The following is a 26,626-nucleotide window of genomic DNA, read 5'->3' on the forward strand; positions in this document are numbered from 1 at the left end:
ATGGAGTTGAAGTAATGGTGCGCGGCCTGGATCATGTCGTAATGCCCGTTCATGACCTTGCGGCCGCCGCTGCGGCTTTCGAGCGGCTCGGGTTCACGGCATCGCCGGAAAATCGCCATTCCTGGGGAACTGCCAACCGGCTGATTCAGTTGGACGGCTTTTTCATTGAAATCCTCTCCATCGCCGACGACAGCCTGATCACGGAAACTCAGGGCTCAACGTTCTCTTTCGGCGGCTTCAACCGGGCATTCCTGAAAAAGCGGGAAGGGGCCAGCATGCTGGTCCTCGACAGTGTGGATCCCAAGATAGACCGGTCCGATTTCGAACAGGCCGGTTTGCAGCTTTATGACCCGTTTTCATTTGAACGGGTGGCCAACCGGCCGGATGGAACGAAGGCGCAAGTGGGGTTTGATCTGACAATCGTTGGAGATCCTGAGAGCTGTGAGATCGGTTACTTCACCTGCCACAACCGTTTTCCGGAGAACTTCTGGCAGCCAGCGGTGCAAAACCATGCCAATGGCGCTCAGACCGTCAAAGCTGTTTACATGATCGCCAAGGATCCGTCTGATCATCACGAGTTCTTGGGTGGTTTCACTGGCCAGCGGGAGATGCGGGCAACCAGCCTTGGCCTTGAACTTGAAACAGCACGTGGTCAGGTCGTGGTTCTTAATCCGCGCGCCTATAGATCCTTGATCGGGGATAAGGCCGCCGATGCTGTGTCAGGCGATCTTCCGCAAATCGCAGCGCTCGAAGTCGGCTGCAAAGGTCTGAAAACGCGCCAAGTGGTGCCTGCAAATGATTTGTTTGGCCTGACGCTTATCTTAAGCCCGGCTGGCTGATTCTCGCTTCTCAGACCGCCTCTGCCATGCAGGGATGGCTGTCACCACTGCCAGTCACGTCTTCGCGACAGCCCTTGTTGAAACTCTAAGTCGCAATATATCCGACTAAGAACGCGATCGGTTTCGTCTCGCGATTTGGATCTCGGAGCGTGTGATTGTCATGATCAAGATGCGGTTTGAGGCTTTGGCGCCAAAGATTGCCATTGCCGCACTTTCGGCGATTGTGTTGGCTGGCTGCTCGCCGACCGCCAATACTGGCGGAAGCACCAGTGGTTTTTCTAATGGAACGTATATTGAGCCGCCGCCACGGCAAGTCGGACGCGGACAGTCTGGCGGTGGGCGCTGACCAGCTCATACCGATCCATCGTCCCCACCCGAGCTTATTAGCAGTAGCCTGCTGGCAGTTGGCTCTTGCGCCGACAGGGTTAGGGCGGATGAGCGAAACTGTAAGAATGTTTGAATGGATGGCGTTTGATGAAATCTGAAAGACTAAAAATTGCATCCCGGTTTCTCGTTCCAATGCTGTTAACTGGCGCTGTGTTGGTTGGGTGTTCTCCAACCACAAACAGCGGTCAAGGTTCGACAGCAGAAGTCGGGACTTTCACGAACGGCAAGTATAATGCCCCGCCGCCTCGATTTGTCGGCAGCGGGATGGGCGGCGGGCGCTAAACTGCGCCAAATGGTCCACTGCGGGCTCTTGATAAAGCTCAAAATCGCCTTCAAGATATGACAATCGCTTCAGGCGCAAGGTGTGGAATGCGACATGCGCGTTTAGCCGGAAGATTTGGATGGACGTTGTCTCATGAATGCTTATCAGTCCAAGAGGTCAATACGTGTTCTTGTCCAAACGCTGCTGATCGGCGCGGTGTTGGTTGGGTGTTCCCCAACCACGGGTGGGGGATCCGGCCCAACGCCAGGTGAACCCGGCACCTACGTTGGCGGTAAATATATTGAACCGCCGCCTCGGCGAGTCGGAAGCGGTGGTGGCCGCTGAACCGAACATCATGCGTGAGGTGATCCGTGAATAGGCGCTTTCCCGTGCGTTTGTGGAAACTTCGGAAATCCTTTGCCAGTTCATTCGTCTGGCCACTTTAGTGCAACAATTCTGCAGATATTCAGGTCTTCGCTCGGGTGGTTCGTTGAAAATACTCCAGCGGCTTCTGAAACTTGCGCGCTGTGAAAGTTGAATAATCGCTTGTTGAAACGGGAACTCCTTTTATAGTGAAAGGCAAATCACTGGTCTGGCCGGATCGGCCATCACGTGGGAGCCTACCCTTATGTTTTTTGAGCGTTTTAGCCTCAAAACCCGTTTCGCCGCTGCACCGTTGTTAGCTGCTGCTGTCCTCGCAGGATGTTCTGATGACAGCACAAACCAGCAGTCTGAAGCACCACCGCCTCCGGCAGTGACAGTTGCGAAGATTGAAAAAACCGACATTCGACAGAGTGCGCGTTTTGTTGGTCAAGTCGCTGCTGTTGATCAGGTTGACCTCGTGGCCCGGGTTAGTGGGTTCCTGGAAAACAAGGCCGTTCCGGATGGGTCGGTCGTTAAAAAAGGCGATCAGCTTTTCACAATTGAAAAGGCCCAATATGAAGCATCGCTGTTGAAGGCCAAGGCAGATGTTGCCAGCGCCAAGGCGGATGCGGCGCTGAAGGCTGCTGATGAAAAGCGCGACAAGGATCTTTTTGAAAAAGGCCATGTGTCGGAAGCCGCATACGAAGCGACACTGGCTCAGAAAGAGCAAGCTGAAGCCTTGGTCGAGGCCGCGGAATCAGCCCAGAAACAAGCAGAGTTGAACCTCAGCTATACGGATGTGTCTGCGCCATTCCCCGGCCAGATGGGCAAGACGACCTACAGCGTGGGCGAAGTTGTCGGCCCGAACACCCAGCCGCTTGCCAAACTCATTCGACTTGCACCTGTCTATGTGAATTTCTCTGTGAGCGAGTCGGAATATCTCAATGCTGTACAGAACCACGGTATCAACCCATCTGACATTGATGCGAGCAAGTCTCCCGATATCAAGCTGATCCTTCCGAATGGCCAGCAATATGAGGAAGTTGGAAAGATTGTCTATATCGACAACGCAGTCGACCCAACCACCGGGACGATCGCTTTCCGTGGCCAGTTTACCAATAAGGACATCCGTCTACTGGCTGGGACATATGTCACCGTCATTCTTGAGGCTCCGGAAACAGAAACAGCCCTTGTTGTGCCGCAATCTGCAATCCAGCGGGATCAGCAGGGTGATTTTGCGCTTCAGGTCGCCGACGACAAAACCGTGAAGCAGGTCTATCTCGATCTGGGCCAGCAGGTCGACACGAATTTCGTTGTCAAAAAAGGCCTCGATGAGGGCGCTGAAGTGATTGTCGAAGGGCTGCAGAAAGTCCGCCCGGGCGTTGAGGTCGATCCGGTTCTTGCCTCACAGCCGGCGGAGAGCAGCTAAATGTTTTCACGCTTTTTTATCTACCGGCCGAAATTCGCGCTGGTCATTTCGATTGTGATTACGCTCGCCGGCTTGTTGGGATATGTGTCCCTGCCGGTCGAGCAATTTCCAAATATTACCCCTCCGGTGGTGAACGTTGCAGCCACCTATACAGGTGCGAACGCCGAGGTTTTGGAAGAAACGGTTGCAGCGCCCATTGAGGCGCAGGTGAACGGCGTTGACGACATGATCTACATGCAGTCGACGAGCAACGACAGCGGCAATTATTCACTCAATGTCACCTTTGCCGTCGGAACGGACCCGGATATCGCGACGGTCAACGTGCAGAACCGAGTCAGCCAGGCGGCCAGCCAGTTGCCGTCTGAAGTGACGCAAAACGGGGTGACCGTGCAAAAAGCCAGCACGAACATGCTGCTGGTTGTCACGCTTTATTCGCCGAACGGCACGTATGATGAGTTGTTCCTGTCGAACTATGCTTCGATCTACATGAAGGATTCGCTTGCGCGTGTTCAGGGGGTTGGTCGCGCCGATGTTATGACCGACTTCGCTTACGCGATGCGTATTTGGCTGGATCCGGACCGCCTTGCCAGCCTTGGCATGACGCCGACCGACTTTATCAACGCGGTTCGTGATCAGAACATTCAAGTGGCAGCGGGCCAGATCGGGGCGCCACCTGTTCCGGCTGGACAGCAATTCCAATACACGATCAAGGCAGAAGGCCGTCTGGCGGAAGCTGAACAATTCGAGCAGATCGTTTTGCGGACCGGTTCCGATGGCGCGGTTGTGACCATTGGGGATGTGGCCCGCGTTGAACGCGGCGCGCAGTTCTACAATGCGAGCGGTCAGTTCAACGGTCAGCCGTCGACTGTCCTGGCGATCTACCAGGCACCCGGCGCGAATGCGCTCGCGGTTGCAGACGCTGTGAAAGCACGTCTTGTGTCGCTCTCGGAAAACTTCCCGGAAGATGTTGAATATGGAGTGCCGTTCGACACCACGGATTTCGTGCAGCAGTCTTTGAACGACGTGATTTCAACCCTGTTCCTGACCTTCCTGCTGGTTGTGTCGGTCGTGTTTATCTTCCTGGGGAATTGGCGGGCGACGATTATCCCGACTGTTGCCATCCCGGTCTCTCTCATCGGAACGTTTGGTGTTCTTCTTGCGCTTGGAATGTCGCTGAACACCATCTCCTTGTTCGCGCTCGTGCTGGCGATCGGGATCGTGGTGGATGACGCGATTGTCGTCGTCGAGAACGTCGAACGCATCATTGCGGATGAGGGGCTTGGGCCGAAGGAAGCCACGGCCAAAGCGATGTTGCAGATTACCGGCCCTGTTGTTGCAACAACTCTGGTTTTGCTTGCGGTTTTCGTTCCGACCATCTTTATGCCGGGGATCACCGGCCAGCTCTATTCTCAGTTTGCGGTTACGATTTCCGTTTCGGTAGTCATTTCTTCGATCAATGCGTTGACGCTGTCTCCGGCACTCTGTGGCCTCATCCTGAAGGCACGGTCCGGTCCGCCCAAGGGTATCATGGGTATATTTGACCGTGGCATCATGTCGATCCGTGATGGGTATACGGCGATTGTGCGCCGCTTGGTGCGTGTTGCTGTCCTGTCGTTGGTGGTGGTCGCCGGTGCGGTGGCCATGATCATGACGCTCGGCAGCACATTGCCGCAGGGCTTCTTGCCGCTCGAAGATCAGGGATACCTGATGGTCGATGTTCAGCTCCCGGATGGGGCTGCGCTTGGACGGACAGAGGGTGTCACGCAACAGGTCGTGGATTTGGCGACCAAGACTCCGGGTGTTGAAAACATCGTCCTTGTGAATGGATACTCGATCCTCAATGGGGCCACCTCTTCGAATTCTGCGCTGGTGATTGCAACAATGACCGGGTGGGATGAGCGCCAGGAACCAGGGCTCGATATCAATTCAATTTTGGGCAAGTTCTGGGCGGAGTTTTCAACGATCCCTGGCGCAAACATCATCGCCTTTAACCCGCCACCGATCCCGGGCCTTGGGACCACCGGCGGTGTTCAGGCGATGCTGCAGCAGACAGCGGGCGGCAGTCCGCAGGACCTGGCATCTGCCGTGGGGTCAATGGTCTACTCGGCGAACCAAAACCCCGCGATTGCAAGGGCCTATTCGACGTTCCGCGCGAATGTCCCGCAGGTGTTTGTCGATCTCGATCGTGAGAAGGCCAAAACGCTTCAGGTGAACGTGTCAGACGTGTTCACAACGCTGCAAGCTTATCTTGGTTCGTACTATATCAACGACTTCAACATTTTCGGCCGCGTTTACAAAGTCATGATCCAGGCCGAGGGACAGTTCCGTGACCGAGTGGATGACATTGGTAATCTCTATGTCCGCTCAGCCGACGGAACCATGGTGCCCTTGCGCAGTTTGGTGACAACGGAAAATGTACTCGGACCGCAGATCCTGACTCGATACAACATGTTCCGTTCCGCGGCCCTCATGGCCGATCCGGCGCCCGGCGCATCGACGGGTGTCGTGATCAATGCTGTTGAGCAAGCGGCGGTGGAAGCGATGCCTCCGGGGTATGCCTATGAATGGACGGGCACAGCGCAACAGCAGCAAGGCTCCGGTTCGATCGTGATGTTCATTCTCATGCTGTCGGTCATTTTCACCTATCTCTTCCTGGTGGCTCAGTATGAGAGTTGGACGATGCCCGTGGCGATCCTGATGTCGGTCACATTCGCGCTTCTTGGTGCGTTGGTGGCGGTGGCGGTGACCGGTGGGGATGTCAACCTCTATACCCAGATCGGTATGATCATGTTGATCGGTCTTGGGGCGAAGAATGCGATCCTGATCGTCGAATTCGCGATTGAACAACGCGAAAATGGCATGTCGATCAAGGACGCGGCCATTGAGGCCGCGCATTTGAGGTTCCGGGCCGTTATGATGACGGCATTGTCGTTCCTTCTTGGGGTCGTTCCATTGATGACCGCATCGAGTGCCGGCGCGGCCAGCCAGAAAGCGATCGGCTTTGCTGTCTTTGGCGGAATGTTCTTCGCAACCACAATTGGCGTGATACTCATTCCGGTTCTTTATGCCAGCCTCCAGAGCATGCGCGAGACGGTCAAGGGGTGGTTCGGCTCCAAGCCGCCACAGGCGCCGTCTGAAGGCGGTGAGACAGGCGGTGAGACAGGCGCTCAGCCGGCATAAGCTGCGGCTTACTCTGTGCAAGGCAAAAGGGCTCCGGAGCAATTCGGAGCCTTTTTTGTATCAGCCTTTCGGGTGCATCGCTGGCATCCTATCGACGATGGTCGGGATCAAAAACAGATGCCTGCGTGTTGTTCTTAGAAAAGACGCTCGTTGCGTCTGCAGTAATTCGGTTTGCAATTGATTCTGAAATGCAGAATCGATTTGCTTCCCGAGGCCGTGCTAAGCGCTGCTGCTCCAATGCAATGAAAAGGCTGCAGGCCCATGGTTGAACGAGCTTGATTGAGGAGTTGCAATATCTATGATTGCGCTTCCAGCGGGATCTGATAATTTTCGTGGAGGAAATTTGGTGAGCCGACAGGGGTTCGAACCCTGGACCTACTGATTAAAAGTCAGTTTTTATCGATATTTCCTGATGCAGCCTGATAAAACCTGACATCAAAAAACTCAGTCTATTCAATAATCTATAGCGGAAAACCGTTGAATCGCTTGCCGGAATCCGTTACGCGTTGGGTGCTACGTGGGTGCTATGCCCGCGACCGTGACACCCAAAAGGCGCTCAAATGGACATCCCAGCACTTACCGAAAGCAGTATCAAAAAGATCACCGTCGAGAAGCCGATCGATATCAACGACACCGGCGCCGGGCGTGTTGGCATCCTAAAGCTGCGCGTAACACCGGCCGGAAAGAAAACCTGGGTTTGCCGGTTCCGATCGCCGGTTGAGGTAGGTAAGGACGGCAAGGGCAAGAATCGCCGACTGGAGCTGGGCGAGTGGCCAGCATTGCCGGTGAAGGATGCCCGCAAGAAGGCGCTCGCAGTGAAAGCCATTGTAGATGGCGGTGACGATCCGACACTCCGGAAAGAGCTCAAAGGTGCGGAGACGATCCGGGATCTGGTCGCGTGGTATATGACGATCATCGATCTGAAGCCAAACACGCTGCGCGAGCGCGAGCGGCAACTCGATAACGTGATCCTTCCCAAGGTTGGCGACATAAGGCTCTCAAAGGTGAATTACAGCGTCCTGGCGTCGGTCTGGGAGCCTTATGAGGTTGCGGATAAAAAGCGGATGGCGTCGGCACTGTTCGCAACGCTCCGGCATCTGTTCAATGAGGCCCATGAGCGCGGCCGGATTGCCGAAAACCCATTGCTTGGCCGGAAGCTGAAAATCAAACCAGTACGGCGCAAGCGTTATCTGCGCGTCAATGAAACCATAAACGAGGTGGCAGCGTTCTGGCATGGGTTGGACGCGGTTCCACTTGATCAAGTGACAAAGATCGCTCTCCGGCTCCGGCTACTTACCGGCCAGCGGACAGAGGAGATTTACGGGATGCGGGAATCTGAATTCATCGCAGATGATCTGTGGTTCCTGTCCGCTGATCGAACCAAGAACGGCGAGGAGCATATCGTGCCGATGTCACCGATGGCGCTCGACCTGATCAATGAGGCGCGGGCGTTGGCGCAACGAAAGCGCGGCGATGAAACCGATCTGATCTTTCCATCCCTGACACGATCGATTCCCAAGCGATGGGTTCCAACGGCGGTGGGTGTGATGTCGAAAGCGATCAACCGAAACTATGAGGCCATGGGGCTGGAGCACTTCACACCGCACGATTTGCGCCGGACGCTCTCGACGCACTGCAGCCGGATAGGTTGCCGGGCGGAGGCTGTCGAGCGGTTTGTGAACCACATTTCAGGGCATCGGGCAGGGGTGGCTGGCACTTACAACGTGGGCGACGATCACGAACATATTGGAGCGATGCGGGGCGTGGCGATGGCTTGGGAGGCTGAGTTAAAACGACTGATCGCCACATGATGTGAGGGCGTAGACTCGCGGCACAATATGATGTGTTCGGGTTGTTGCTATCGCTGATAGGTGCTGATTATTGGTGAGATCGACTGAAAACAGGAGGTCTCAAAATGGACATGCAACTTATATCCCCCGCCGAAGTCTGCAAGAGGTTCGGCATCGGCATCGCCACCCTTGCCCGCATTCGGAAGCGGGACGAAAGCTTTCCTAAACCGTTCAAGCTGTCTGGAAGCCGTATAGGCTTTGCTGAGCATGAATTGACCGCATGGCTTGAATCGCGCCGGGCGGTGACATGACTCACGGCGCCGGGCGGGGGCTGGATCATTCTATATGCGCCGGGCGATCCTCTCAGAGTTCAACCTGAAAGGAGGCCTTCCCGATGATTTACTGCAATGCAAGCCGCGCCGGAGTTGTCCTGTCTGCGAATCCAATCCCCGATGCCGTCCTATGGGCACTGCCAACCCCGAACGGCATCTGCGAGGAAACGCTGATCTCCTCGATCGACACCCGCAAACCAGACAAAGACCTGAAGGCGATCGTCAAAGATGAGTTGGCGATCTATTGGGAGGCAGACCGCCAGGGTTTGACCCTTGATCGCCCGACTGAGAAGGACGGATTCAGTGCGTCCACAAATGCGGTGAGCGATGCCCTGGCAAGGGGTGAGGGCGATGGATACGTCCTAGACTGCAAGGGCGCTTTCGACGCGAGCATGATGGTCGAGGCCAGCCTTGTCATCGTCGGGCAGAGGGTGGTTTCGAGGTTAGCCGGTTCTATCCGGGACAATCACTTCAGCAAGCCTGCAAGAGGCCTGGGGCGCTATACGCTGTTCTCCGACCTGTATGATGCGGCGACTCTGGACGGCATTCATTGCGCGGTCACGATTGGCCTGGATGCCAGTGAGCGGGCGGAGGTCGAGAAGGTTTTTGATGACTGTCCTGTCATTCATTGCCCGGCGCCCAAGGCGGTGAAGCCTAGGGCCGCATAGCGGCCGGGCGAGGGCTGGGCGTTTGCCGCGGCAAGTTATCCCAACCCTTGTGGATAATAGAAAAATGAATATCACCTGATCAGGAGTCGCAGAAATCAGCCAAAACAAGTAAATACAATCCAGAACAATCTCGAAGACTCTCTTTCACTCTCAATAGACTTTTCTATATTTCATTTCGAAGTGTTGACTCGTGTTGGTTACTTCAGCAATCATGTATTCAGTTGCACCAAACCAAGGAGTTAATTCAATGCACACAATCGATATCACCGGCGTGGCTGAGCTATGCCTCGTAAGCGAGCGCACTGCGGAGAAGTACGTCGCAATCCCGACTTTCCCGGCGGCTATGCGCCCAGGTGGGCGCTCTCGCATCTGGGATCGCGATGAGGTGGTCGCATGGCTGCGGGATCAAAAGGACGATCGCCAGTTGATCGGCAAACTTTCCGATGAATACCGCGCGGAGGACGGCAGCGAGCTGGACCCGCCGAAAATGACATCGCCCGTCGAAGCGCGCGCGTTCAAGCCGCAGTTATTTGATCGTGACAAGGCGTGGAATGAAAAGGGACCGGCGCCGATCGCTCTCAAGATCAGTGAGGTTATTGACCGCCTGGGAGCCGTCAAAAGCGAGCATGGTGATATCGCTGTTTTTGCCGGGCAGAACGAAATCACGGCGGAAAGCATCCATGTTGACCCGGCTGAGTCGCATGACAATTTCCCTGGGCGTGTTTGCTTGTAAGTTGCTCCCCAAAATTGGGGAGCGAGATGACCTTAAATCTCAGGGCATGTCTGCAAGTTTCTGATTTTATTGCAATTACCCAAAACTGGGTATTACTCAAAATTGAGTAAAAGCCCAAACGGGCTAAAAAGAAAGCCGATTAGGAGTTGGGGCTCCTAACCGGCCTGGAATGTCAAAACGTTCAACAGCAAAGAAGAAAGGTCCTGACCTTATGAACATTACATCAAGCGCCGTCGAAACGGCAAGCACCCTCTATTGTTACATCTGCAGCCTACTGGCCGGGTCCGCGATCGGCTGGTCAACCGTCCGCATGATCGCAGAGGGAGGCCTGGGCTGATGTCAGAATTCACCTCAATTGAAAACGCATCATTCCGGCTGCAGGAAGAAACAGACCTTCACCCGGATACCGTCATGCTCGCCAAACTTCTGATGCAGAAGCTCGATGCCGACATAGGTTTTGACTCGTCCTGGGACCGGCCAAACACGGTCTATTCCGCACTTGAAGATCTGGAGCTGTCCGGCATGGGTTCATGGGACCTTCAGCAGGTATTTTTCATCTGGTCACTTGCCGAGCACATGAGTTGTTTTGATTTTGTGCCGCATGGTGGTTTTCAGTATTTCTATCATCAGTTCGGTCTGCCGAGTTCGGATCTCGACCTTGGCAAGATTGCCCGTGCCGTCATGAAGGACTGCGACCGGGAATTCTACGACTCGCTTCCGGAAACGTTCCGCGTTTACCGGGGGCAGGAGGCGTCAATTGACCTGGGCTGCAGCTGGACAACCGACCTTAAAACAGCCCGTGAGTTCTCCATTCGTGGAAGCCGTCCTGGCCGCCGCAACGAAAACCCCGCCATTCACTATGCCGACATCAAAAAGAGTGACGTGCTGGTCGCGTTGAATGACCGCGAAGAATTCGAGATCGTTTGGATGATGCCGCGATCGGACGGTCTGGTGACGGCACCCGTGCCGGAGGCCGCGTGATGGCAGGGAGCCGGACCCGTTGTGGTGATCATTTATAACTAAAACTTATGAAAAAATACCGCGGCATAACCATGTGTTATAGCTGCGGTTTTGCCTCTTGCGGGTGGCTTGACCATTGTTTGTCGCGTCCCGCAGACTGCTTTCACTAGCTCTTGAAGTCTTCGCGTCGGTACTCCTCCGATGCGTAAAGGAGGAGACTTCAGGAGCGCTCTTCGATCCTAAAACGAAGAAAGGCCGCTGTCCGGCAAGACAAGCGACCTCTCAGAATTCGCTAAGGATTAACGCCACCACAACGTCAAGAGCCTCAGAGCCTTGGCAAGCACGAAAGAAAAGAAAATGCCCGCTGCGGCCTATGACCCCAATATACTCGCAGAAACTGGCAAAAATCAAGCCCCTTGCGAGACTCAAGCTCCCCAAGATTCACCGTTTCATACGGCTGCGCCTAAATTGGCTGCGGCCGGTTTTGCGTTCTTGCAAGTTGCATACGGCGGAAAGTTGCCAGCGCGCGCAAACAAGGTTCGTCACCCCTGGCAGCCTGATGAAGAATTTGCATGGATCGCACGCAGGCCCGGGTTGCCTTATCCGGAGTGCGGAGATCCGGTTTATAGACCTCTGGACGGCTGGCAGAACGTCACGGCTGAGACCGCTGTCGAGCGACTGAGTGACAATCTCCGCAACCCTTACCCGCACAATATCGGCGTCCTCCTAAACGACGGCTTGGTTTGCGTTGACGTTGACACAGACCACCCCGGAATCGTTGATGCCGTGGAAGATTGGGCGCGCAGCCTGGGCGGTGATTACGTTGCCAAGGTTGGTGGCAAGGGTGTTTCTGTATTTGTCCGACTGGAAGATCCGGACCTTCACTTACCGGGGAAGCTCCATGTCGGCGATCACTTGATCGACATCCTTGCAAGCGGGCGTCAAACAATCGTCCCGCCGTCCATGCACACCTCTGGGAAACGCTATCGCTGGGTTGGCGATGTCGCGCTAGAAGATTCAAGCCTCGATGATCTTCCAAGCCTAAATGAAACCGCATGGCAAGCACTTCTCGATGCGTTGGGCGTTCATGGCGATCTGGCCGGAAAGGGCTCTGCACTTGGCTCCGGTCAAAGCTATGAGAAGGATGGCTTTTCAAAGTACCTGGAAGATCTTGCAACAGAGTCATTCGATCACATGGCGCGGTGGATGCGTCCACTGGAGCTTGCCCGGATACAGCGGGTTGGCAATGGATTCCGCGCGGTCAACACAACCCGCAAATCGTCAACGAACAGGCCTACAGCCCAGCGCACGCAATGGCTTGAGATCTCGCCGGGCCGTGTGGTCGATAAGGCAACCGGTGTTTATGGTATCGCAAAGCTCTATCAAGCAAAGTTCGGAGTCTCATATAATGAGGCCGAGAACATGCTTTTTGAGCTGTTTCAAGATGAAATTGATGAAGAGTTTCCACCGTGGGAACCTGCACCACGTCCGCAACCGGACCCCGACACTCCGAAGCCGATTGACAAGTCAGCCAAGCCCGGCATGCAACGCCACAAAGAGGGCAAGCACGCGCGGCTAAACGACTCCTTGCAGGCTGGCACTGAAGTTTTTGAAGCGATCAACAAGCAGTTTCTGAAAGCCGTCCGCAAATGGTGGGCGGCCAAGGGTGAAGTCCGCAAGGCTAATAAGAAAATAAGAGAGAGCAATGAGGCCTTTGACATCGGACCGAAGCAGGAGCTTCTGGCACACCCGGAACCTCCGCGTCGGGTTGTCAATGGGTCCGCTGGGCTTGGGAAGTCTCAGAACGCCTACATGCTCGCAACTGAATTACTAAAGATTACCGGCAACCGTTCGGAACCTGGGCGCATTCTGTGGCGTATCCCGGACCACGGTCTCGCACGGCAGGCGGTTAAGGAGCTTTCCGGATACCTCAAAGCGGAGGGTTTCAACCCCGATGAGATCATCGGTCACTACAAAGGACCTGATCAGCTGGTCGATCCGGAGAGTGACGACTCCACATTCATGTGCCCGCGCAAGCTGGAGCGGGCGGAGCTGACGATCGCGGGCGGATCTGGAAACGATCTTTGCGGTGACGGCGCCACCGGCTTCTGTCCGCACGCTGCGCGTTGGATTCCTGATGAGTTCCTGGGCAAGCCGGAAGATGAGATTCCAGAATTCAAGAGAGAAGCTCCGGTTTGCGGATACCATAAGCAGAATTGTGCCGGTAAGCGCATCGTCATCGTGGCCGGTGATGCATCGATCGAGAATCTTCCGTCCGGCACTTACCGCCTGGATGATGGCAAGAGGACGTTCTACGGCGAGTTTGACCTTGTGGTCATCGATGAGGTGACACCGACATCGTTTATCGATACCCGCAAGGGCGTAAACGTGGAAAGCCTCAAGACCGATTGGGCAGATGAGCTGAAGCGGAATCCCGACTATGCAGCGTCATTGGTGACGGCGGAGGGTGTAGAACGCGCGCCCAGCGCTATGGTCGAGGACTTCTGCAACACTGTCGTAAAGCTTCAGGGATGGCTGAAGGACGCGGAGGCGCTCGACAAGCTGACATATGCCAAGCTGAAAGAAGATTGGCCGGTTGTTGAGGGCGAGATACCGGCGGAGGCTTTCGGCATCGAGAGCACCGCAACCGTAAGCGCCGATACGCTGACACGGGCGGAGCGGTTCTCCTGGCGTTTGACCTGGGCGATCAACAAGGGCGATGGCCTGCACCGGGCGGACGTTGATGTCATCAAAAAGAAGTTCGGCAAGCAACGGAAAATCAATCAGGCACTCCGGAGCATCCGCAGCATCATCGCCGGTATCCGGCAGGCCCGAGAGCGTTCAAAGAGTGACGATCAAAGAGTCGCTGAGATCCAAGTCCTTTCAGAACCTGGAAAGGAGGAGGATGAAATCCGGATCATGTCGAGCACATGGCTGTTCAAAGATGTCGATTGGGATCGCATTGGTCATGTGCCGGCACTCATTCTTGATGCCAGCGCTGAGCCCCTCCTGCTTGAGAGAAGGTTCCCCGGCATCGATGAGGTGAAGATCACTGTCGGCGATGGGCGGGGCGTTACCCGCCTGCAGTGTTTTGACTCGTGGTTCTCATATTCCAAGTTTGTTGAGGGCTCCGGCTATGAGGCCGGATCGTCGGCGGATGAGCTCGACAAGCGCAATCAAAAGAAGCGGCAACGCTGCCGGGATCATGCTGCACTGATGAGCGTTCTAACCATGGTCAATGGCGAGCAAGCCCGCTGGGTAGGTCCTAAGAGGGTAGAGGAGGAGATCCTTGCGCACGGTATGCCGGAAGGCTCGACAATGCACTTCAACGCAACGCGGGGGCTTAACCACTTCAAGGGGTGCGCTTCTCTTGTCGTTTTGTCGCGGCCGTCAATTCGCCGGAATGTTGCGGAGCGTTATGCCGGGATGCTTTCCGATCGGGATATTGATGAGATTGAAAACACTAAGGAGATGAAACCTCATATGTATGAAACTGAGCGTAGGGTTTATGAAAAGCGCAACGGCGGACGGAATGGTTACATTGGCGAATATCATCCCGACCCCGTGGTCGAGGCTGTTCGGCGATCCACATCCGTTGGTGAACCTTATCAGGCTGCAAAGCGGAGCCGGGACATCTGGATCGATGAAGATCAACAGCATACGCAAATCATCTTAAGCGCAACCGATGTCGGCGTGGTGGATGGCACATTCACCCGAGAACAGTATCAGGCCGCCGCGTCATGGGTTGGTGCGCTCCTGGGGGCTGGCATCTGGATCACCGGCAAGGGTGGTTTGATGGATGCACGTATTCGAGCGCTGGGCTCTATTAAGCGGTTGACCGGCGTGGATGTCGGCAAGATGACTGCGGAGGGGATTGATGACGCCACGCAGAACAACCCAGAAATAAAGGCGCTTGTTGCTGCTGCCAATGAGGCATCCCGCAATGGTGGTTCGTTCAAAATCCTTGGACACGTAAACGTCGATATGTCCGACTGGCGCACGGTTAAGGTGAAGGCTGAAGGTGGTTCGTGGGTGAATATTGCCTTACATTCGTCACATTTTGAGAGGGGTGGCTATGAATTGCTGAACACCCTTAGCGAGCTTTTTCCCGACTATACCCTCAAAACGAGCAAGGGCATTTTGGGCAAAAAGTCCCGTGAATGGGCTCTGAGAGGGTTAAGTGATTGTTCTAATGAAGAAAAACGAGCTACTTCGCAGAATGACCAAAAAACAGCTCAAAAACCGTGGTTCCTAAAGAGAGTACTATTATTAGAGGGTTCACGGTTTTGCAGCTCAAAAACTGTTCTTACGAGAGAGAACTCGTTTTCGGGCGAATGGACACCAGCAACACCACGCGATGAGGTGGTGCGTTCGTCATTTTTCGAACACAATCTAATTTCGACAAGCCCGGCGCATATGGCGTTCAAGGGTGTGGGTGAGAGTAACGAGCAAGCAAAGCGAGCCATCAACCGCTTTCTGGATGCATGGGCTCCGCAGTTGCCGGACGCCATCAAGGTGACGTACACGGCTGCGCTGGGCCGCCAAAAAGTCACGGCTGATGCATACGTCATTGCTGAGAGTGAAGCGGAGGCCCGTGAGAAGGTTCTGAAGGCTTTCCCGACTGCGACGTTTGGCAATGAGAAGAAACCCGCACAGAAGCCTCAGAAACGCGTTGTGAGGGGTTCTAAGGTCGAGGACGGGAAAACCATCAAGGTTTGGCCTACCGACGCTGAGCGGGCTGTGGAAGCTGGTCTCTGGGGTGACATTGACGCTGCCACGGCGGGATTGAATGAGGCATCTATCCCGAAAAATCTAACGGATCGCGTCACCGTCCGCACCGACACCGGCGAGTTTGCAGTCTGGGTGGATAAGAACACCTGCATCCCGGCGTTGCGTGAAATATGGCCCAGCGCTGAGCTTGTCTAAGCGTTGGGCGGGTTATCCCCGCAGTTCAAATTTTCACTTCCATTCCAGATTTGACCTGATTTGACCATTTCAGGGGCCGCATAGGATGATCATAATTGTGAGGCAATGAAGCCCACGCAATCAGAGGAACCTGAGGGAATGGAAGTCAAAACACCCAAGCAGCACCCGCTCAAAGTCGGTCTTGCATCCGACATCGAGCCGATGATGCGAAACATCGCAGCCAAAGAAGGGCGCACGGTCACCAACCTTGCAAACCACCTGCTTCGAACCGTCTTAAACAGCGAGGACCGGCCGCAAGCCAAAATCTAACCATCAATGTCAATCAATCAGCAAAGGAGAGAAAGCGTGATTAACCGTGAGAGTACCAATTTGCAAGGAGACGTTCGGTCTCCTGCTTGGCAAGGGCAACAAGTCCAACGTCTATAAAGCCAAGGAAGTAAAAGCCGCACTCGAAGACCTGGAAGACTGGTCAGTCGTTGAATTTACCGAGTGGCGCGCAGCGCTGATGTACCTGTGCAGGGTTGGCAGCGAAAGTTTTCATCACGAACAAATGTTTGAGATCGGAATCCACATGGCAACACGCGGATTCGCGCACGAAGCGCGTCAATATTTTGAGGCCATCGCCCGAGCTGCTGACAATCTGGCGGAGTCTGATCTGTCGAGTATCCGGCACGCAAATGCCGCCTACTTCGAGTCCTGCAAAATGGTCGAGGAGGCTCTGGGCGTGATCGATACGACATCACAGATCGAAATTGAAACGCACCCGCTGGAGTATCACTGATGAACCTCAATCCATTCGGCCGCAAGGCCGCTCCCAGGGTAACTTTGGCAGACCTTGGCAAGCTTGGCCGCGATGCCGCCCAGGAAAGCCCGATCGGCGATCTCACACTCCCGGCAATTACGATGACCGGGGCCGACACCGACACCGACAAGGAATCCAAATGACGAACAACATTCTTTCTTTCGCGGACGCGCAAGCGCACCGGAAAGCACTTGAGACGCGAGATAGTGCGCTCGATGAGGTCACATACGCGGAGAACGCAACAGCACTGATTCAGCATATGTGCGCGATAGGTCAAATGCCCCAGCATAAGGATCTGGCGATCGGGGGCATCGGAGCCATGGTCGCAGTTCTTGAGCAGCTTCAATCCTCAATTGAGGCAGGCGACAACGCCACACTGCAAGCGATCCATGAGGCATCTGGCATCGAGCTGGCCGCCGTTACTGCGGAGGCTGCGCAATGAGTCTCAAGCGTACAGATCTCCGCCGCGCAGCTGTGGCCACGCTCTCAAACCTGGGCCGGGCGCCGTGGCCTACTATCGCCGGTGAGAACGTCTTTGACAGTCGCCAGGATGCCCTGCAGCACCATGAGAGCGATCAGGATGCGCCATTCATCCTGGTATACACCGATGAGGCTGCAGCGTACCTGGAGGCCTCTGGCCTGGGCGGACAGTACCCCTGGCCGGTCCTGCAAAGCCTTGTGATCGAAATTGGCGTGACGAATGCCAGTGCGGCAACTGAGACCACGGCGGAGCTTGAGGCCAAGCTCGATCAGTTGCAGCAGGAGGTCGAGGATCTTCTCTTCGATCACTCGCAGAACGTCCACGCCAAGCGCTTCAAAAAACTCTATGCCCGCACCCTGGAGGCCAAAAGCTTCAGGATGGCATCATCGGCATCAAACAACCGAAAGGCTATGCGATGCCTGGAGTACGTCCTCCTGATCACACCTGACTGCAAGGATTATGCTGCCGTGTTTGGACCGCTTGAAACGATCGGGTTCACAACTGATCGCAATGGCGAGCAATTGAATGCGGACATGACAGGGCTGCAGCAGTGATCGAGATCCGCACTGACTTTGACAAGCTTTTGAATGATCTCCGGAGCACGTCAAAGGATACGAACAAGGCTGTCGACAGAGGGCTCCGCACTGGAGCCCGCGATGCCCAGCGCTTTGCGATACGGGAAGCCGTCGAGGTCACAAATTCCAAGGGCAAAGTCGGAAGCCGGGGCAGCATTGCCAAAGAGTTCCGGCAGAAGGCAAAACGCAAGGTGGCTGGAAACGAAGCCACCCTGACATTCATTGACCGCACGAACCGGAGTCTTGCCCGCTATGCCGTGGGCAAGAAAAGCCCGACTGCGGACTATCGTGGAAGCGGTGTTACGGTTGACCACTATGGCAGGCGCAAGATCTTCACACGCGAGGCTGCATTCATCCGCAATGGCGCCAATGGCGGTCTATTCATGGCGGAGCGCGAGGGCTCCGGCTCTATCGGCGAGTCCTATCACTCCAAACCTCTCTCTCGAGCTGCCCTTGATCCAAGCGTAGCAGAACCCACGGTCGACATTATGCGGGACAAGGTGTTCAGTGCCGTTGATCGCATGTTCACGCGCGGCTGATGTCCGGCATGCAATTTGAGCCCCCAGGGCACACCCTCAAAATCTCATGAACGTTAGCGTTCTCAAGAGCGGTTAGCTTCCACAAGCTGGCCGCTTTTCTTTTACCTGGAACATGGTTCGAGTGTGTTCATTGACGCAAGACTCGACAGTGAGTCACACCTGATCGCAGCAGGAATCTCAGCTCGATCCATAAGTATTTGTTATGGATTACCCCTTATCTACCCCCGATCGATCTCGTGTCCCAAAATGATACAAAAACGGTAGGTAGGTGGATTGATCGCGCACGATATAAGCTAAGTTATTGAAAACAAACGGGTCCTCAGAACGAGAAAGCGGCTCTGATACGGGTGGCCAACTTGCCGATTCTCATTGTTGGACGATTTTTTGAGGGGTGTTGGCGCTATTAAATGCATAGCGAGGCATTGATTCCATTAATCAATCGTATTTTTACGATGAGAGAAAATCGCCATTTGGAATCTCGAGGGGGTTGACGCTGATTTGCCAAATTAAGGCGCTGTGAGCTCTAATTTCAGAACAAGAAAAAACCCGGCAGCGCTGGCGGCGCATACCGGGTTCGAGCACCCACGGAAATAGAGGTTCCGAAGATGTCCTTAGAATGTATGCCGGGCACGGCTGAAAGTGCAACATCTCCCCAAAAACTAAAAAAGAGGTATCGCAAGTATACCGATGAGATTCTTGCCGAGATTGCCAGTTGTTACGACTCGCGCGGTGCACTCAAGAAAGCTGATGAAAGTGCATACGCCGCAGCCCGCAGGCGCGGCCAGGAGTTCTTAAATCGCATCTGCGCGCACATGGAGCCAAAGCTCCGCAGTCATACCGATGAGAGTCTTGCGAAGATTGCGCTTCAGCATGACTCGAAAAGCGAGTTTGCAGCAAAGGATGCGGGCGCATATCAATCAGCGCGCGCACGTGGTCCTGAATTCCTTGATGCCATTTGTGCGCACATGCACAAAAGGCGGCGCACCCACACTGACGAGAGTCTCGCCGCCGCCGCTATGCTCCACATGACTCGCAAGTCTTTTGAGCGAGCTGACTACGGCGCGTACCAAGCCGCCCGCAAGCGCGGTCCCGAGTTCATGGACCGCATCTGTGCGCACATGGAACCCGTTCACCGCACCCACACCGATGAGAGTCTTGCCGAGATTGCTAGTCATTACGACTCGCGAATGGAGTTCGCAGAGGAGGATGGCGGCGCATATAAGTCGGCGCAGAAGCGCGGTCCTGAGTTCCTCAATAAAATCTGCGAGCACATGAGGCAGCCGCCAAGAAGCCTTACCGATGAGAGTCTTGCCGAGATTGCCGGTCTCTATGACTCACGCAAGGCATTTGAAAGGGCTGACAACTCTGCATACAACGCGGCACTTAGTCGAGGGCCTGAGTTCATGAATCGTATCTGCGAGCACATGATCAGTAAGGTGTCTCAATCAACCCACGCTTACACCCATATACTGGCTGCAACCGCTTGCGCAAACTACATCGTAAAAGTTGGCAAAGGTCAAGGCACGCGCGTGCGGCGTACAGATGTCCTGCGCAGCCTTAAGACACACCTCCCTGAGTTTTTCTCCGGAGAACCTGTCATTTTTGACCTGGGTGAAGGCGAGACCTCCGAAATGCTGCAAGTGCCGTGCAAAAACCCTGGCACCGTCGAGACAATTCTCAAGACGATCGGCGAGCCGATCGAGTTCACTGTGGACGGCAACCGCATGACACCCGACGGGAATACCGAAATGCGCCTAATGTCCCTGGAGGAAATTATCAAGTGCGCTGAAATCCTGATGGAAAACGCCACTCCGGAGCCCGCACAATGACGGGCAAGGTAAAACGGCTCGCTCCGGGTTTTAGCACAATGTATGCCACAGCATCGCAGATGGCAGACATCTTGGGGATGTCGAAACAGAACCTTGCGAAGCTGACGCAGAAGGGCATTTTGACCCGCGAGGAGAATGAGAGTGATCTCCCGTACAACGTCCAAAACACAATCCAAGCCTATGCGCTGCGGATGCGAGAGCAAGCGGCCGGAAGATCAGGCGGTGGCGAATATGACCTTGTGTCTGAGCGTGCTCGAGAGACGTATCACAAGGCGAACCTCGCTGAGATAAAGGCCGCTGAAGCCCGCAAAGAGGTGATCAGCCGCAACCTTATCCTGTCCGCCTGGGCGCGCGTAATGGCGACAAGCCGGTCAAGACTCCTGGGGCTGGGTTCGCGACTTAGGAAGCAGATGCCGTCGCTCACAGATGAGCAGATTGAGATTATCGATAACGAGGTGCACAGCACTCTGGAGCATTTGGCTTCAGGTGGCGAGATTGCCGTCGAACGCGTGCTGAAGGATGGCTCGACCGATGAATAACTATGCCTCCCCGTTTGATGCCGATGAGGGTGCGGCCGAGATTCTTACTGAAGACGCTCTGAGCTTTTGGCGTCCACCGCCCAGACTCCCCATGGATGAATGGGCTGAGAAATACTTCGCGCATGCTAAAGATGGCGTGTTCAAGCCCATTGGCTACCAGCGCGAGATCCTCCGCGTGATGGGCGATAGGTCCACGAAGAACGTCACATTCCTCAAGGCTGCAAGAACCGGCATGACGATGATGATGTCGATTGCCGCCGTCTACTATGCCAGCGTAGACCCCTTGGAAGTGGCTCTACTGCAGAAGACCGGCGATGACTGTAATGGCGTCGGCGCGGACTTGATCGATCCGGCGTTTGCAAACTGTCCTGAGACCGCAAAGCTCCTTGCCACTACTGCAACCCGCGATAGCTTAACTCACAAGGTACTCGGAAATGGTGCGTCACTCAAAATTTTGGCTGCCAACTCGCCTCGCAGCCTCCGCAGGCACGATGTCGACATTCTCATGCTAGATGAGCTAGATGGGTACGAAGTGACCTCCGAAGGCTCCGCTGCAGACCTTGCGGAAGCCCGCACCCGCAACTCTCTCAGAAAGAAGGTCATAGCGGGAAGCACACCCACACGCGAGGACGTTTCAGAGATCTATGCCCGGTGGTTGAGATCTGATCAGCGTCATTATTTCGTCCCTTGCCCGCATTGCCAGGGCGAGCAAACGATCGAGTTTGAGAGCCTTTACCTGGTAGGGCATGACAAAGAGACCGGCGAGGAGTTATTCAAGCGCGCAGATCTGGTGACCAAGGGTTATTACGATAGCTTGACACACCGGCACACCGTCATGGAGTGCGCCTGCTGTAAGGAGCGAATCTCAGAACGGCACAAGGCCCAGATGGTCGAGAGCGGTCGCTGGGTTGCGCAAAACCCCGAGGTCGAGGATCACGCGGGTTTTCACGTTTCGACTCTGCTGAGCCCTTTCCCGGAAGCGTCCTGGACGATCCTGATCTCTGAATTTGCCGAGAAGCGCGCAAGCATTGAACGTCTCATGACCTTCAAAAACACCGTGCTCGGGCAGATATGGAGTGACTCCACTACGAAGTTATCCGCCGAGGACCTTATGAAGCGCTCCGGCGACTTCTCACTCGACGCTATCCCGGAGTCCGTCCTCCTGATCACCGCAGGCGTTGACGTGCAAGCCGATCGCGCGGAGATCATATACATCGGCTGGAGCCAAGAGGGGCCGATCTACATCCTGGGGCACAAGAAGGTTTATGGAGACCCGACCGGGGGACTCTGGCCTGCACTGGACGCTGAGTTAAAGAACACCTACCAGCATCCTTTAGGCCACAAGATCGGCGTGGCTGCGACCTGCATTGATTCCGGCGCGTTCACGTCTCACGTCTATCGCTATTGCGCTGGCAAGCAAGGCCGCAACATCTACGCAATCAAAGGTGCATCCGGTCAGCGTCCCCTCTGGTCTGATAGCAAGGCCACAAACACCCAAGGCGCGAAACTGTATATCGTCGGGTCCGACACCGGGAAGGAAACCTGGGTTCACCGTCTCACAATTTCAGATCCGAATGAGCCCGGCTATGTTCATTTCTCCGGACCTGGACTCCCCAGGGAAGACGATACGCTATTTCAGCAGTTCCTCGCAGAGGTGCGCATGGTTGCGCTGAAAGGTGGTCAGCTGAAGGAATTCTGGAAGCCACGGCAAGGCGTCCGATCAGAGGGCATGGATTGCGTGGTGTATGCGCTATCAGCGCGAGAGGCTCTCGCACCAAATTGGGAGCATTTGCGGGACAAATTGACCGCGAAGCACCAGAAACAGCAGAAAACCAAGCGGAAATCATACGACTTCAGCGATCTTGATTAAAGTCACGTCGCGCAGGTACTGTGCTAATCAGCACTTAGATTGTTGGTGTTGTTCCTGGGGTTTGGTCGCCCGTCCCCTGGTCTCGAGAGAGATCGGGGGATTTTTTTTTGCCTGAGTCCGCGGCGCCGGCCTTTATAGCCATTTCCATGTGAAGTCAAGTAAAATCTTACTAACGACCAACCATGTGGAAAAACCAATGTCTGAAAGTCAGAAAAGTTTCACGGCCTGGATCAAACTGGGCTCCAAATTCTCCGCGACTGGATTTGTCGCTGCCGAGAACGCACTGCGGCGCCTTGATGCCAAAATGGGCGCAATGCGCACCGGCGCTCGCCGCCTGTCTACCTCATTCTCGAATATGGGCGATCGGCTCGCAGGTGCGGCCGCCGTTGCGAGCACGATAAGCATCCCGGCTGCGATTGGTCTCAATCAGACCGTCACCCAATTAGGCGATCTTGAGAAGTCATACGCCAATATCGCAGCGTTCTCCGGCGAAAGCGCGGAGAACCTGAAAGCACTGCAGGAGCAAGGCCGCAAGCTGGCCAGGACCGGCGCTGTCACCGCTCCGCAGATCGCCACCGCACAATTTGAGCTTACAAAATCGGGATGGTCTGCAGACGACATACTGGCTGGGATGCCGGATCTCGTTAAGGGTAGCGTTGCTCTAGGACTCGATATAAGCCCACTTGCGGACAAGATGACCGATGTCATGGCTGGGTTTGGAATTGCCCGAGACCAAATGACGGGCACCATGGAGCTTTTTGCTGCAGCCGTCGGTTCGTCCGCGATGAACGGCAATCAATTTTTCGAGGCGATGAAATCGGCGGGACCGGCCGCGCAGATCGCGGGCGTGCCGATCGAGCAGCTAACCACCATGATTGCCGGGTTTGCCGATGCTGGCCTGTTCGGGGCTGAGGCGGGCAACAGCCTGAAATCAGCGCTGATCAAATTGACCGCTCCGACACCCAAGCTCCGGAAGCAGCTTGAAGGCATCGGAGTCAACTTCGATCAGGTCTATCAGAAAATCTCAAAAATCCAGTCTGGCAAGATCAAAACCGCTCTGGAGCTTGTCGGCATCGAGGGCGAGGACAAGCTGCGCGCAGATATCCGCAAGACGCTTCTCGATGACACGATGTCAGTGCAGCAGCGGGTTGACGTGGCTGTGGACATGGCCGCCGATGGCCGAAACCTCAGTAATGAGATGCGGCAACAGCTGGAGGATTCTTTCAAGGGTTCAATCGAGCTGACCGATGGCAATATCGATCCGCTCAAGCTTATTGATCAGATCCGCAGCAAGTTTAAAGAGACCGGCCAAGTTGACGCGACGATTATGCGCGAGATCTTTGGTCTTGAAACGTTAAGTGCAGGCCAAAAATTCCTGGATCAACTGGATTCCCTGGAAGAGCGCGAGCGCGCCATCATGAAAAAGCGCGCAGGTTTTCTTGGGTCCGTATACGACTCAAACCTCGACACCATAATCAACGCGCAGCAGCGCATGGGGAACGCGTTCAAAGAGTTCTTCCAGACGCTGGGCGGACAGGATGGCGAGACATTCAAGAACGCGTTTAAGGGCATCGCGGACACGATCTTTTCGATCACCGACGCACTGCGCGAAAACCCGGAAGCCGCACGCGGCGCTCTGAAGGCTCTCACAGGTTTGACCCTGTTGGCGCCTGGACTCATGGCTCTCAGCCTCGCAGCGTCCGGCCTGGGCACCGCACTCCGCCCAGTTGCTGCACTTTCCAATTTGGCACTTGCCCCCGTACAAGCCGGAGTGATGAAGCTCGCAGGCGGGTTTGGCGCAATGGCCGCCGCTCTGCCGACCTCCACCCGCAAGGCCAAAGCTTTCGCAAAGTCTTTGAAAGGCATCACCGCAGCGTCGATCGCCAGCAAGGCTGCACTGCTGCCACTACGCGGAGCACTCGCCGCAGTCGGCGGCGCAATGAAACTTCTGAAATTTGGCATCCTGGGAACCGGCTTCGCAGCTGCTGCCGTAGGTGTTGCCGCGCTCGCCGATGTCTTCCCGGAATTGTCCCGGCGCATGGGTCCGGCGCTCGCTGATGCGGCTACTGATGGCCTTGTAGCGATCAACCGGCTGACCCAGGGTGACTTCTCCGGCGCGTGGCAATCCCTCAAGGATGCCTGGGCGGATATCACGAAAGGGTTTGAAGAGTCCGCGCCGCTGATGCGTTGGGCGTTCTCCGGCGTGTTGAACGGTCTTGAGGAAACATTCCCGGCACTGGCCGGGTTCCGGAAGACAGTTAGCGAGACATTCAAGAGCGTTAGCGATGCATTCTCCGATCTGTTCAAAGGGGACGGCACAGAGAGCAATTTCCTGGGCTGGCTGAGTGATACGGCAAGAAACGCTGGAAACAATCTGCTGGGCGTTTTTGATGCGACACTGGCGACATTTAATGACCGTTTCACCGGTTGGATGAAGGGCATCAAGGACGGGTCCGCAACCTGGGCCGATGGCTTCCGGGTTGGTTATGACACCCTGAAAACCCTGATGTCCGAAGTCTGGGCACTGTTCGAGGACTCACCCGTCGTTAGGTGGCTGGACGAACAGCTACCAAGCTTTGAAATCTTCCGGGATGCTGTTGAAGGCGTCGGTAGCGCGTTCGACAAGATGATCGGCGTTTTCACCAAGAAGCGCATCAACGCCAATGGCGATGAGATGGCGTCACTGGGTGAGCAACTTGCGAGTCTTGGAACATCGATCACCGACTCCATGCTCTCCGCCGCCGCAACGGTTCTGGAGACGGTTGCTGCTGCCATCAATCAACTTGCAGACGCACTCGATCGGTTCCGGCAGGCTCGAGCTGATGGCAAAGGGTTGTTTGCGTCCCTGGTCGACGGTCTGGGCGAGCTGGGTGCGGCTGGATGGGCTGGCGTCATTTTGGCTGGCATCTGGGCGATTAGTAAGGCCTGGAAGGCTGCAGCTGCGACTGTCGGCATCTACAAGGGCGCCGTCGACCTCGCAAAAAGCAAAATGGGCTGGGCATTCGATCTCCCTGGTGCAGGCGATGCCGACACCAAGAAGAAAGGTGGCACCGGGAAGGGTTCCGGAAGCGCACCAAAGACCGGCAAGGGCGGGATCTTCTCTCACTTTGCGGATCTGCTGAAAGCGGCGTTCGGATACCTCGCCAGCATGGCAAAGTGGTTTGGCGGCCTCCTAGGCAAGATCGGCGGCGCGTTCAAGGCTGCGGTCGCAATCCTCCGCATTGGTCTCTCGACGCTGAGTGGCTGGGCTGTCCGCGCCGGTGTGGCTCTCGCAGGACTGATGACTCCTCTTACCGGCCTGATCGCTGCGGTGACGGGCGGGATCGCCTTGCTGACAAGCCCGCAGATCACACAGAAGGGTGATGCCTGGATCAAGGAGAACGCTCCGGAGTGGCTCTCAAGTATCCTGACCTGGAAGCCTTTCGAGGGTAGTTCGTTTGATCCGGTTGTCATGAACAATGCGGTTCAGGAGAAGATTTTCGGCAAGGAACAGATCAAAGCTCCTGCACAATCTGCCGAGATCATCGAGCTGCAGAAATGGGCAAAAGAGAACGGCATCGAGACCGGCAAACTTGCCCCTGTCGAGTGGCCTGAGATGCCTAAGATGCCGGGCGTAAGCGCTGAATTTGCGGTTCCGGACTTCCCCGCAATGCCCGCGAATGACAATGCGGCGCCGTGGTGGTCTCCGGTCGAGATGCCGAAGATGCCCCAAGTCTCCGGAAACACAGCCCTTGCGCCGTATGTTGATCCCGTGGACGCGATCGGCACTGAGACCGACTTCCGGCCGGAACCAAGCGGCTTTATGTCAGTTCCGCTCGATCGGCAGGATAGCGCTGCAGTGGTTGCCGCGATTAACAACCTGGACGGCAGGATGACCGGCCTGCAGACACGGTTGGACTCGATCGACGGATCATCTCGCCAAACAGCCACCAACACCGGGCAGACGGCAGCGAACACCGCCAACCTGGGCGCGCAGATCAGCGCAACGCTGCGAGGAGCACTTGCAAGGGTTCCGGCATCCAATGCCCCAGGATCTCCGCAACGCTCTGTCGTATCGAGCAACGGGCAGAGTGGTCCGCATCTCTAAGTCGACGCGCTGATTCAAGAGTCCCCCGCATCTAT

At 55.5% G+C, this 26,626-nt stretch carries 19 protein-coding genes; all 19 read left to right on the forward strand.

The annotated features are described in order from the left end of the window. Positions 1-14 precede the first annotated feature (14 nt). The 19 genes from SADFL11_RS05285 (at position 15) to SADFL11_RS05370 (ending at position 26,591) form a co-directional block, all read left to right on the forward strand. Entirely contained in the window at positions 15-839 is an 825-nt protein-coding gene (locus tag SADFL11_RS05285) for a VOC family protein (RefSeq protein ID WP_008192118.1), read from the forward strand. A gap of 1,277 nt (positions 840-2,116) precedes the next feature. After that, positions 2,117-3,280 (forward strand): efflux RND transporter periplasmic adaptor subunit, encoded by a 1,164-nt coding sequence (locus SADFL11_RS05290; RefSeq protein WP_040450522.1) that lies wholly within the window; start codon positions 2,117-2,119, stop codon positions 3,278-3,280. Beyond that, a complete protein-coding gene (locus SADFL11_RS05295) occupies positions 3,281-6,460 on the forward strand; it encodes an efflux RND transporter permease subunit (protein WP_008193670.1) in 3,180 nt (1,059 codons plus the stop codon). A 560-nt stretch (positions 6,461-7,020) separates the two neighbouring features. Then, the gene (locus SADFL11_RS05305) at positions 7,021-8,271 is read left to right on the forward strand and encodes a tyrosine-type recombinase/integrase (RefSeq protein WP_008194417.1); all 1,251 of its coding nucleotides are present in this window, start codon (positions 7,021-7,023) and stop codon (positions 8,269-8,271) included. A 104-nt stretch (positions 8,272-8,375) separates the two neighbouring features. Further along, on the forward strand, positions 8,376-8,561 hold the full coding sequence (locus SADFL11_RS05310; RefSeq protein WP_040450520.1) for a helix-turn-helix transcriptional regulator: 186 nt from the start codon (positions 8,376-8,378) through the stop codon (positions 8,559-8,561). A gap of 83 nt (positions 8,562-8,644) precedes the next feature. Next, positions 8,645-9,250, forward strand: a complete 606-nt coding sequence (locus SADFL11_RS05315; RefSeq protein WP_008195920.1) for a hypothetical protein — start codon at positions 8,645-8,647, stop codon at positions 9,248-9,250. A 247-nt stretch (positions 9,251-9,497) separates the two neighbouring features. Continuing rightward, a complete protein-coding gene (locus tag SADFL11_RS05320; protein ID WP_040450517.1) occupies positions 9,498-9,983 on the forward strand; it encodes a helix-turn-helix transcriptional regulator in 486 nt (161 codons plus the stop codon). Positions 9,984-10,319: 336 nt separating this feature from the next. Next, positions 10,320-10,964, forward strand: a complete 645-nt coding sequence (locus SADFL11_RS05325; RefSeq protein ID WP_008192651.1) for a hypothetical protein — start codon at positions 10,320-10,322, stop codon at positions 10,962-10,964. Positions 10,965-11,300: 336 nt separating this feature from the next. Continuing rightward, positions 11,301-15,869, forward strand: coding sequence for a bifunctional DNA primase/polymerase (locus SADFL11_RS05330; RefSeq protein ID WP_081450456.1), 4,569 nt, complete (start codon positions 11,301-11,303; stop codon positions 15,867-15,869). Between the two features lie 138 nt (positions 15,870-16,007). Beyond that, entirely contained in the window at positions 16,008-16,178 is a 171-nt protein-coding gene (locus tag SADFL11_RS25210) for a hypothetical protein (RefSeq protein ID WP_008196942.1), read from the forward strand. A 46-nt stretch (positions 16,179-16,224) separates the two neighbouring features. Further along, positions 16,225-16,650, forward strand: coding sequence for a hypothetical protein (locus SADFL11_RS05335; protein WP_040450513.1), 426 nt, complete (start codon positions 16,225-16,227; stop codon positions 16,648-16,650). Continuing rightward, entirely contained in the window at positions 16,650-16,814 is a 165-nt protein-coding gene (locus tag SADFL11_RS25215) for a hypothetical protein (RefSeq protein WP_008192983.1), read from the forward strand. Before SADFL11_RS05335 ends, SADFL11_RS25215 begins: the two co-directional genes overlap by 1 nt. Next, positions 16,811-17,113 carry a hypothetical protein gene (locus SADFL11_RS05340; protein ID WP_040450511.1) on the forward strand — a complete coding sequence of 101 codons (303 nt, stop codon included), beginning with the start codon at positions 16,811-16,813 and terminating at the stop codon, positions 17,111-17,113. The genes SADFL11_RS25215 and SADFL11_RS05340 overlap by 4 nt, the downstream gene beginning before the upstream one ends. Further along, positions 17,110-17,706, forward strand: coding sequence for a hypothetical protein (locus SADFL11_RS05345; RefSeq protein ID WP_040450509.1), 597 nt, complete (start codon positions 17,110-17,112; stop codon positions 17,704-17,706). The genes SADFL11_RS05340 and SADFL11_RS05345 overlap by 4 nt, the downstream gene beginning before the upstream one ends. Then, entirely contained in the window at positions 17,703-18,266 is a 564-nt protein-coding gene (locus SADFL11_RS05350; protein ID WP_008192620.1) for a hypothetical protein, read from the forward strand. Before SADFL11_RS05345 ends, SADFL11_RS05350 begins: the two co-directional genes overlap by 4 nt. 620 nt (positions 18,267-18,886) lie before the next feature. Further along, on the forward strand, positions 18,887-20,095 hold the full coding sequence (locus SADFL11_RS05355; protein ID WP_040450507.1) for a hypothetical protein: 1,209 nt from the start codon (positions 18,887-18,889) through the stop codon (positions 20,093-20,095). Further along, positions 20,092-20,634 carry a terminase small subunit gene (locus tag SADFL11_RS05360; protein ID WP_134852913.1) on the forward strand — a complete coding sequence of 181 codons (543 nt, stop codon included), beginning with the start codon at positions 20,092-20,094 and terminating at the stop codon, positions 20,632-20,634. The genes SADFL11_RS05355 and SADFL11_RS05360 overlap by 4 nt, the downstream gene beginning before the upstream one ends. Further along, on the forward strand, positions 20,627-22,504 hold the full coding sequence (locus tag SADFL11_RS05365) for a phage terminase large subunit family protein (protein WP_040450505.1): 1,878 nt from the start codon (positions 20,627-20,629) through the stop codon (positions 22,502-22,504). Before SADFL11_RS05360 ends, SADFL11_RS05365 begins: the two co-directional genes overlap by 8 nt. Before the next feature lie 196 nt (positions 22,505-22,700). Then, the gene (locus SADFL11_RS05370; RefSeq protein WP_040450503.1) at positions 22,701-26,591 is read left to right on the forward strand and encodes a phage tail tape measure protein; all 3,891 of its coding nucleotides are present in this window, start codon (positions 22,701-22,703) and stop codon (positions 26,589-26,591) included. The last annotated feature ends 35 nt before the right edge of the window (positions 26,592-26,626 follow it).

The organism is Roseibium alexandrii DFL-11, from assembly GCF_000158095.2.
In the GTDB taxonomy this organism is placed as follows: domain Bacteria; phylum Pseudomonadota; class Alphaproteobacteria; order Rhizobiales; family Stappiaceae; genus Roseibium; species Roseibium alexandrii.

Excerpts from the sequence above, each read along its gene's own strand:
- SADFL11_RS05285 (WP_008192118.1), top strand. The coding sequence starts at position 15 with ATGGTGCGCGGCCTGGATCATGTCGTAATGCCCGTTCATGACCTTGCG.
- SADFL11_RS05290 (WP_040450522.1), top strand. The coding sequence starts at position 2,117 with ATGTTTTTTGAGCGTTTTAGCCTCAAAACCCGTTTCGCCGCTGCACCG.
- SADFL11_RS05295 (WP_008193670.1), top strand. The coding sequence starts at position 3,281 with ATGTTTTCACGCTTTTTTATCTACCGGCCGAAATTCGCGCTGGTCATT.
- SADFL11_RS05305 (WP_008194417.1), top strand. The coding sequence starts at position 7,021 with ATGGACATCCCAGCACTTACCGAAAGCAGTATCAAAAAGATCACCGTC.
- SADFL11_RS05310 (WP_040450520.1), top strand. The coding sequence starts at position 8,376 with ATGGACATGCAACTTATATCCCCCGCCGAAGTCTGCAAGAGGTTCGGC.
- SADFL11_RS05315 (WP_008195920.1), top strand. The coding sequence starts at position 8,645 with ATGATTTACTGCAATGCAAGCCGCGCCGGAGTTGTCCTGTCTGCGAAT.
- SADFL11_RS05320 (WP_040450517.1), top strand. The coding sequence starts at position 9,498 with ATGCACACAATCGATATCACCGGCGTGGCTGAGCTATGCCTCGTAAGC.
- SADFL11_RS05325 (WP_008192651.1), top strand. The coding sequence starts at position 10,320 with ATGTCAGAATTCACCTCAATTGAAAACGCATCATTCCGGCTGCAGGAA.
- SADFL11_RS05330 (WP_081450456.1), top strand. The coding sequence starts at position 11,301 with ATGCCCGCTGCGGCCTATGACCCCAATATACTCGCAGAAACTGGCAAA.
- SADFL11_RS25210 (WP_008196942.1), top strand. The coding sequence starts at position 16,008 with ATGGAAGTCAAAACACCCAAGCAGCACCCGCTCAAAGTCGGTCTTGCA.
- SADFL11_RS25215 (WP_008192983.1), top strand. The coding sequence starts at position 16,650 with ATGAACCTCAATCCATTCGGCCGCAAGGCCGCTCCCAGGGTAACTTTG.
- SADFL11_RS05340 (WP_040450511.1), top strand. The coding sequence starts at position 16,811 with ATGACGAACAACATTCTTTCTTTCGCGGACGCGCAAGCGCACCGGAAA.
- SADFL11_RS05345 (WP_040450509.1), top strand. The coding sequence starts at position 17,110 with ATGAGTCTCAAGCGTACAGATCTCCGCCGCGCAGCTGTGGCCACGCTC.
- SADFL11_RS05355 (WP_040450507.1), top strand. The coding sequence starts at position 18,887 with ATGCCGGGCACGGCTGAAAGTGCAACATCTCCCCAAAAACTAAAAAAG.
- SADFL11_RS05360 (WP_134852913.1), top strand. The coding sequence starts at position 20,092 with ATGACGGGCAAGGTAAAACGGCTCGCTCCGGGTTTTAGCACAATGTAT.
- SADFL11_RS05365 (WP_040450505.1), top strand. The coding sequence starts at position 20,627 with ATGAATAACTATGCCTCCCCGTTTGATGCCGATGAGGGTGCGGCCGAG.
- SADFL11_RS05370 (WP_040450503.1), top strand. The coding sequence starts at position 22,701 with ATGTCTGAAAGTCAGAAAAGTTTCACGGCCTGGATCAAACTGGGCTCC.